At 43.4% G+C, this 8,585-nt stretch carries 6 protein-coding genes; all 6 read left to right on the plus strand.

What is annotated here, in order from left to right:
* The first annotated feature begins 1,005 nt into the window (after nt 1-1,005).
* The 6 genes from AB1797_10780 (at nt 1,006) to cpaB (ending at nt 8,445) form a co-directional block, all read left to right on the plus strand.
* The gene (locus tag AB1797_10780) at nt 1,006-1,491 is read left to right on the plus strand and encodes a hypothetical protein (protein ID MEW5768086.1); all 486 of its coding nucleotides are present in this window, start codon (nt 1,006-1,008) and stop codon (nt 1,489-1,491) included.
* Between the two features lie 149 nt (nt 1,492-1,640).
* Nucleotides 1,641-2,129, plus strand: a complete 489-nt coding sequence (locus AB1797_10785) for a hypothetical protein (GenBank protein MEW5768087.1) — start codon at nt 1,641-1,643, stop codon at nt 2,127-2,129.
* 448 nt (nt 2,130-2,577) lie between these two features.
* The gene (locus tag AB1797_10790) at nt 2,578-3,066 is read left to right on the plus strand and encodes a hypothetical protein (protein MEW5768088.1); all 489 of its coding nucleotides are present in this window, start codon (nt 2,578-2,580) and stop codon (nt 3,064-3,066) included.
* 103 nt (nt 3,067-3,169) lie between these two features.
* A complete protein-coding gene (locus AB1797_10795) occupies nt 3,170-4,045 on the plus strand; it encodes a hypothetical protein (protein MEW5768089.1) in 876 nt (291 codons plus the stop codon).
* A 47-nt stretch (nt 4,046-4,092) separates the two neighbouring features.
* A complete protein-coding gene (locus AB1797_10800; GenBank protein MEW5768090.1) occupies nt 4,093-6,831 on the plus strand; it encodes a carboxypeptidase regulatory-like domain-containing protein in 2,739 nt (912 codons plus the stop codon).
* 765 nt (nt 6,832-7,596) lie between these two features.
* The gene (cpaB, locus tag AB1797_10805) at nt 7,597-8,445 is read left to right on the plus strand and encodes a Flp pilus assembly protein CpaB (protein MEW5768091.1); all 849 of its coding nucleotides are present in this window, start codon (nt 7,597-7,599) and stop codon (nt 8,443-8,445) included.
* Nucleotides 8,446-8,585: the final 140 nt, after the last annotated feature.

An 8,585-nucleotide genomic window follows, 5' to 3' on the forward strand; every position in this document is an offset into this window, starting at 1 on the left:
GACCCTGCAAGGGTCGAATATTATCCATCACATAGAATTCAACCCTTTCAGGGTTGAGCTGTGGTAGATGTTTCGTTTCCGCAGGTTTCACCTGTGGTTATGTAAAATTCAAACCTTTCAGGTTTGAAGGGAATTGCTTGTAATTCCTAACCGTACAGGTCGAAATTTTTCCTACGCCCTGTCAGGGCTTGACCTTATGGAATACTATTATTCCGTAGATTGAAATCTACGGCTAAATTCCTTTACGCCTTCGGCGTATAAATAGAATAGATGATGGTTAGGCAAGCGGCGCGTTTCTTCTTGGAGCGAGCCCTGCACATGACCTTTCCACGGCACCTCGCCTCTATCTTTCACAGGATACCATTAATATCGGCAAAAATCGCAGAATGCTTTAGCCTTTCCACGGATCGTTGTTAATAAAATCATTATTAAAGCCCGAAGGGCTGTAGTATGTTAGCCGTAGGTTTAAACCTACGGAACATTATTAGATTGGAAATTTTAATTAAGCCCCGCAGAGGCGAAGGAAAAAATTCGACCTGTTCTTAACCGCACAGGTCGGATTTTTTTTTAGATGTAGGGGCGAGTAATTATTCGCCCCTACTTATTTCAAGACTTTTTTTCAGAATATTTTTATTTATTTTTATATTTTAGGCTTGATTTTTAGTTTTATTTATGTTATAATACTATATATAAGAATAAATAGGAAAGAGGCTGCTATTTGTTATTTTTGTCTCCTATGGTAACGCCTGGGGGAATGGTTGTTGGTTACTCTGATCCGGGACCGATTATTGATGAGGTCAGGTAGTGCCTTAGAGTAACTATTCAGCCGCAAAGACACTAAGACACGAAGATTAAGTTGCACAATACGTTGTGCCTTCGTGCCTTGGTGGTTGAATAGTTATAAAATGAAGGTAAAGATAAAAACGAACCATCTTTTGTCACTTGGGGAAAGAGGGTCGGATTTATCCGAGAGCCTTCCATCTAACAGAAAGGAGGTGAGAGAAGATGAAGAAAGTGAAAGTAATTTTGTTAGCAGCAGCTTTGTGCTTCGGGCTGACCGGATTGGTTATGGCAGGTAGCAGTGATAACCATTCGGTAACCGTAACCGTTAGTGCGATTAACGAGGTAGCTGTTACTGGTGGGGCCATTACCCTGACCATTAATACGGCGGTGGCCGGAAGTGAGCCCACCGATGCCACGGATAATACTACTTGTGACCTCGACTGGACTACCAATGAAGCCACTAAAAAGATCACCGTGCAAACCAGTCTCGTCTCTCCAAAATTTATCCTCAAAGTAGTAGCTCAAAACGTCGCTGGTAGTGGCACCGCCGCTCCCCAAGTCACCCTTAGCACCACCGCCACAAATTTTGTTACGAGCATATCGACGGCCACGGGCGGCTGCGACTTAGGTTACACCGCCAGTGCTACCGCAGCTCAAGGAACTGGAAGCGATGCGCACACAGTTACCTACACCCTTACCGCCGGCTAATTGAGGATGGAGACTAATAAAGGGCAGACCTATCCATTGGAGGTCTGCCCTTTACCTTGAAGGTAACCGTTCAGCCATTAAGTCACCAAGACACATCCCTAATCTTAGTGTCTTGGTGGCCTGAACGGTTACCCCTGAAGAGGCCCAAAATGAAAAAAACAGTAACTAAATTCTTAATCCTGTCCGTTATATTGGGATTAATTCCTATATATAAAAAAGCCCAGGCCGCACCAAACATTACGGTAACTGGCAGTTGGTCTGAAATTATAGATGCCTCAGATTTACAGGCTGGCCCCGGAAGCGATTTGATTAATAGCTATGAAAGTGCCTCCAATGCAATATCTATAGAAATTACAGGGACAGGGCAAGCTAATTGGCAAGTGAACGTTAAGAAGATCGATACTGACTGGCCGAGTAGTTTTTATTTATATGTGAAAAGGACCTCTGATGGAATCGGCGGGGGTAGTATTTCAAGGGGGACTTTTTACCAGGAAGTAACTGAGACAGATAAAGACTTCTTTGAGGGTCAAGCTAATAGAAGCGATATCCATTTACAATTGAAACTTGGTGGTGTTTCCGTCCAAATTCCACCTGGCACTTATACCACCACGGTTTATTATACCGTTATTGGTTATTGACCTGCCCTACCTCCTCTTCCGCGACTTTAACACCGTGTGGACAGTATGGACTGTGTGGACTGGGTGGACAGCGGACTCTATGCCGCGACTGGCCCAAACAATGAACAATGCCCCCAAATTCTATCCTTACCCCTAAATCCTATCCTTACCTCTAAATTCTATCCTCACCCCTAATTTCCATCCTTTTTGAAGAATTAGTCCATTTTTTAAAATATTTCTATATATCTGTATATTTAAGGTTGACATTTTATTTTATTTATGATATAATAATAAACAGAAAGATAAAATAGGAAATTAAATGAAATAAATCATTATTTTTTACTTTTTTTATCTTTTTGTAAGGCCTATTAAGGGCCTATCCCAAAACCTGGGCGATAGAAACCTGGTTTCTGATCAGGCGGGAGAGGTTTGGGGATAGGCACTAATAGCGAAAGGAGGTGATTAAAGGATGAAAAAGTTGACAGAAGTTTTTTTATTGGTGGCAGTTTTGGGCCTTGGCTTAGCCAGATCGGCTATGGCAGACAATATTGACGCCCATATGGTAACTGTGACAGTTAACCCGATTAACGAGGTGGCTATTAGCGGAGGGGACCTTACCCTTACCATTAATACGGCTACGGCCGGAAATAATCCCGATCCGGTAACGAATAGTACTACTTGCGACCTCGACTGGACTACAAATGAAGCCACTAAAAAGATCACCGTAGCCACTGATCTACTCGCTCCAACCTTTACTCTCAAAGTAGTAGCTGAAAACGTCACTGGTGTTGGCACCGCCGCTCCCGAGGTCACGCTTAGCATCACCGCCACAAATTTTGTTACGGGCATATCGACGACCATTGGCGGCTGCGATTTAAAATACACCGCCAGTGCTACCGCCGCTCAAGGAACTGGAAGCGACTTCCACACGGTTATCTACACCCTTACCGCCGGCTGATGAAAAATTGAGACGGGTAAAGGGCAGACCTCTCCATTACAGGTCTGCCCTTTCCTCTGAAGAGGCACAAAATGAAGGCCATTGATTGAAAGGAGAGAAACTTATGAAATTAACCACCAGGATTATTCCCTCTGCTTTGTTTTTCTGCTTACTAATACCTTATGCGGCTAAGGCTGAGGTATCGGTGGGTGAGTTAACTTATGAAAGATCTGCCCAAGTGGGTGAAACTTACCAGGGTGTCATCTTTATCCGAAACCGCGACGAAGAGCCGCAAGAGGTAAAGGTCTATCAGACTGATTATCTTTTCTTTTTTGATGGGACAAATACTTATGGTGAGCCGGGGAAGGCCCCTCGTTCTAACGCCAACTGGATAACCTTTAGCCCCAAGCGGCTTACCATTCCACCTAAGGAGGCATCTGGGGTGAATTATACGATAAAGGTGCCTGATAATGAAACCTTGGAGGGAACCTACTGGAGCATGCTTATGGTAGAAGGTATTTCAAAAAACTCACCTGAGTTCAGTAAGCCAGAAAAAGAGGAAGTCAAATTATACATAAGGGAGGTGGTGCGATATGGCGTTCAGATGGTTACCCATATTGGCAATACCGGAACTCGTAGCCTTAAATTTGTAAACACCCAATTTCTGAAAGAGGCGGAAAGAAAAATCTTACAAATGGATATAGAAAATATTGGCGAAAGATGGCTAAACCCATTTTTATGGACCGAGCTTTATGATGAAAAAGGCAGTTATATTGGCCGGTTTGAAGATAAAAGGCAGCGGATCTATCCTGGCACTTCGGTTAGATACAAGGTTGATCTAAGCCAGGTGGTCCAAGGTCAATATAAGGCCCTGGTGGTAGCCGAGGCTGGTGATGATGATGTCTTTGGAGCGACCTATACCTTGAAAATTGAGGAGGATAAAAAACCCCCAGAGGACACAGAGAAGAAAATTTCTACGGCCTCAAGTGAGAATCAATAGCCTTCAGCCTTCAGCCTATCCACCTGAGCAGTTAGCGAGGAAGAAAAATGAGAAGGATCTTTTCTATCATTAGCCTTTGTCTTTTAACGGTTACCCCTCTTGAAGCTGAAGAAAGAGGTGTAGAAATAAGAGGCTGCGGAAAAGAATTGCTTGAGACTGAACCAGGCAGGACCATCACTACTGTCTTTCAGATAACCAATAAGAGCGCCGAGAAACAAGAATTTACCTCTGAGGTGCAGCTTCCTGAAGGATGGATACCGGTCACTCGCGATATCTCTTTTGAATTGGGGGTCAATGAAAGCGATATAAGGCTGGTGAGCTTCTTTATCCCGCAAGCCGCCTTAGCGGATAAGTATGAAGTTACTTATTTAGTTAAAGGGGGAGGATATCCTTCGACTATCAGCAACTTTTGTACTATTTATATAGTAGTTTTGCCGGTGGCCAGATTAGAAGTAAAATTATTGGAGGCTCCAGCGCATATAATTGCTGGTGAGGACTACCGAACCTCTTTTGTAGTTACCAATGAATGTAATATAGAAAATACGGTTAGTATAAAAATCGACAGTGGCGAGAACCTGCCTTTTATGGTGGATACTGAAAAGTTCACCCTGGCCCCCGGTGAATCAAAAACGATCAAGGTAGTGGTAAAGACCGAGGTAAAGATGAGAGAGCGAGTCAAACACTTCCTGGCCTTAACGGCCCAAGTCCTTAACGACCAAAAGATCCAGGCTCGAGCCATAAGTTTTGTAGAAATTATCCCCCGGATAGCTGAAGCAGAAGATTGGTTTCATAGACTGCCGGTAGAGGTAACTCTTAGGCAAGTAACTTCCAAAAATGAGGCAGACAGATCTGGACTTCGGACGCAAATCTCTGGGAAAGGGACATTAGATGAGGCAGGGAAAAAACATATCAGGTTCCTATTCAGCGGACAGGATATTGATGAGTACTGTCTTAGTTATCGGACCAAGGATTACGAATTTCATCTGGGCGACTATGGGTACTACCTCTCACCCTTAACTGAAAATAATCGTTATGGTCGGGGAATTACCGGCAAACTGAACCTAAGTAATTTTAGTTTGGGCGCCTCCTACCTAAAAACCCCCGAGATTAAACCTGAGGAGAAACAGATGGCTGGTTATATCGATTATTTAATCAGGGAGAAATACCGGATAGGTCTCAATTATCTAAAAGAAATAGGGCTGGCCAATGATGAAATGGTAAGTTTAGAAGCCCAACTTAAGCTGGCTAAAAATACTGAGGTTGAACTCGAATACGCCCTGGGGAAAAAAGACAAAGAAGATGATAAGGCCTATTGGCTCAAGGTCTCCGGTGGTCAGGACTGGATTTCTTATTACTTGAAATTTATTCAGGCCGGACCTGATTACCCGGGCCATTATGGCCATAGAGATTCTTTCTTGGCTGCCTTAACCTTTCCCCTAAAGGATAATCTTAGGTTAAATGCCAATTTTCAGCAAGAAAAGAATAAACTTGATGGGGAGCCTCTGAATAGGGATTATCAATTGGGCTTGAACTATAAATCTGAAACAAGCCCCAGTCTTTCTTTTAACTGGCGGAACCGTTATCGTGGAGACCAACTTTCCAACTCTAACCTTGACTACCAGGAGGAGAGCTTTGAATTCAGTATAGAACAGCGTTTCAAAAAGTTAAATCTTTGGGCCTCGGCTGAATCAGGAAAAATAAATAAACGGAATAAGGGGACTTCTCATTTGAAAAGATATATAGCCTCTGCCTATTTCAAGCCAACTAATAAACAATCCTACCGAGGTTATCTATCTTATGATAACCAGGGCAATTTCACGGGAGAAAAGACCCCCTGTCTAACGGCTGGATTAACCATTTCTTATCAAATAGCAGATAGGACCTTGTTTGATCTCGATCTTCAAACCAATGATTACCAGGAATCTTACCAGGGAGGAAGGGATATTTTTGAGATAAGATTGAGCCACACCTTGCCTAATGGGCATAAGATTCCGATATGTGGTCGTTATACCTCATACAAAGACTCACCGATGAAAGATGAAAGGGCGCTTACGATTGAATATATTATCCCTTTCGGCTTACCGGTAAGTAAGAAGGATACGGGTATGGTTAAAGGATATGTTTACGATGAAGAAACTAAAGAACCCCTTCCAGATATCATCATTAGAGTTAATGGGATGACGGTGGCCACTGACCAAAAGGGTAACTTCGTTTTCCCTTCCCTGAGACCAGGTAATTACTATTTACACGTAGAAAGAATGGGTCTGAACCGGATTTCGGTCCAGCAGACCCCCATAGAAGTAACGGTTGAAAGTGGGGAAAAAACCTGGGTGGAAATAGGCATAGTCCGGACGGCGGCTCTGGTGGGGCAGGTTATGGTCTATGGCCTGGAGAACAACTATAACCATAACTCCTTAGGTGAAAAAGGTGGAGATAAAAAGGCAGATTATTATGTTATTGGAGAAGGTAACAGGACGTCGTTAGATGATAAGGCGACAAACCTGGTTGAGGCCTCTGGGTTAGCCAACATGGTGGTAGAACTTGCCAATGGGTCGGAAATAAAGCGCCGACTTACCGACAGGCGAGGGCGTTTTGAGTTTGAAGAATTGCGTCCAGATAAATGGACACTTAAAATCTACGATAATAATTTACCTGAGTATCACTATCTGGAAAAAGATACCTTTGAATTTGAATTAAAACCTGGCCAGGAAGAAGAGATTTTAGTAAAGGTATTACCCAAGAAGCGCCGTATCCAGATCATAGAGGAAGGTGGGACCTTAAGGTAGAAAAGCGGTAATTGTTCCGCCCTCCTTTGGAACCACTATGGGCTCAGATGAGCCCAGGATAAATATGGCTGATTTTCCCCTTGACATTTAATATTATAGATGATAAAATAAATGTAAGTTGTTACTTAACGAGAGATATTATTGTAGTCATTTATATGAAATTGCTTATATGTCACAACCCATTGGTAGCCAAACGGTTGTAAGGGAAATAAGGGGTAATTTGGCGCCTGAGAGTCAATGGTCCCGGTGACCGCTGAGTATTGATCCGTGACGTAATTACTCAGCCGCAAAGACACGAAGGTACTAAGATTACCGAAGCCAATAGGCAATAGGGAAGAATGCCCTATTGGCTATTGGCTATTGCCTATTGGCTTCGGTAGTCGGTAACCACTGATTACTGACGACCGATAACCGGTGACCGATCACCTGGTTTAGATTTAACGGGCAGCTATTTACCAAAAAAAATAGTTTTTATGTTGCTTTATATAAAAATATATGGTATAATAGAAATAAGGAAAGTTAAGCTAACTTATAAGCATTAAAAGTAGCTTAAACTTAAATATGCTTAGAGCGAAAGCCCACGGATGACCCAGATTTTGGCAGATTCTCACGGATTTTTTTATCCGTGTCAATCCGTCTCATCCGTGCCATCCGTGGGCTATTATTTATGATGATGCGGCCAAAAGTCCCAAGGGAACAAAAGCCAAAATTCGACTTTTTGCCTAACCATCATTATAGAGCTTTTCAGATTATGAGGTGGGACAAATGCGAAGAAGAAGTGTTATTAAAGTGGCGAAAAATGGCATTATGATCACGGCTATGGCCATTGGTTTAATGACTATAGGCCTGTGTTATATTTACATTACTAGAGTAGTGGAAAAACATCCCCCTGTTCCACCGCCTGGGCTGTCAGAAAAACCAGCGCCCATCCGGGTTCCGGTGGTTTATGCGGTTAGGGATATCCCGGCCAAACAGATTATAGACGTCCCTATGTTAACGGTAAAGAATACGGAAGCCGAGAGGGTCGATCCGGATGCCATCTCTTCTATTGATGAAGTAGTGGGACAATTTAGCCGGGTAGCCATCAAATCCGACTCACCTATTCTGCGAGACCAGATATATTCTGGCAATCGTCTATCTTATGTAATTCCCGGGGAACGAAGGGCGGCCACTATTGTCGTTGACAATACTGGGGCTGTTTCTTATCTGGTCAAGCCAGGGGATATAGTTGATGTTATCGGAACTTTTTCCGAAAATTTTGCCGGAGAGGATGTAGCTAAGATTATTGTTCAAAATGCCCAGGTGATGGCTACCGGTCAAACCTATCGCCCTTTAAGTGAAAAAAAGACTGAAGATGACGAAGAAAAACCCCCCGAAGTTTTTGACACCGTTACCCTGGCCATTACTCCAGAGGAAGCGGAAAAACTTATCCTGGGGGCGGATAAGGCTATGCGGTTCAGACTTATCCTTCGAAACCCGGACAGCCTGGCTCAGACCTGGACTCAAGGGGCAACCCCACAAGACCTCTTTGGTAATCGCCTTTCTCAAGGCAAGGTGGAAATATTTAAAGGGATTAATCATATAGTTTGGGTGGAGAATGAGTTGCGACGTTAATAAAGAAAGAAGGAACCGTTCAGGTATAGCTGCACGGATTAGCACGGATAAATAACACAGGACAGAAGGCGGAAGTGTAGGGACAGGGCTTGTCCCTGTCCGTGCTTGTCCATGTCCGTTCCGTAGACGGACAACCACAA

Source organism: bacterium (assembly GCA_040753085.1).
Taxonomy (GTDB): Bacteria; UBA9089; JASEGY01; order JASEGY01; family JASEGY01; genus JASEGY01.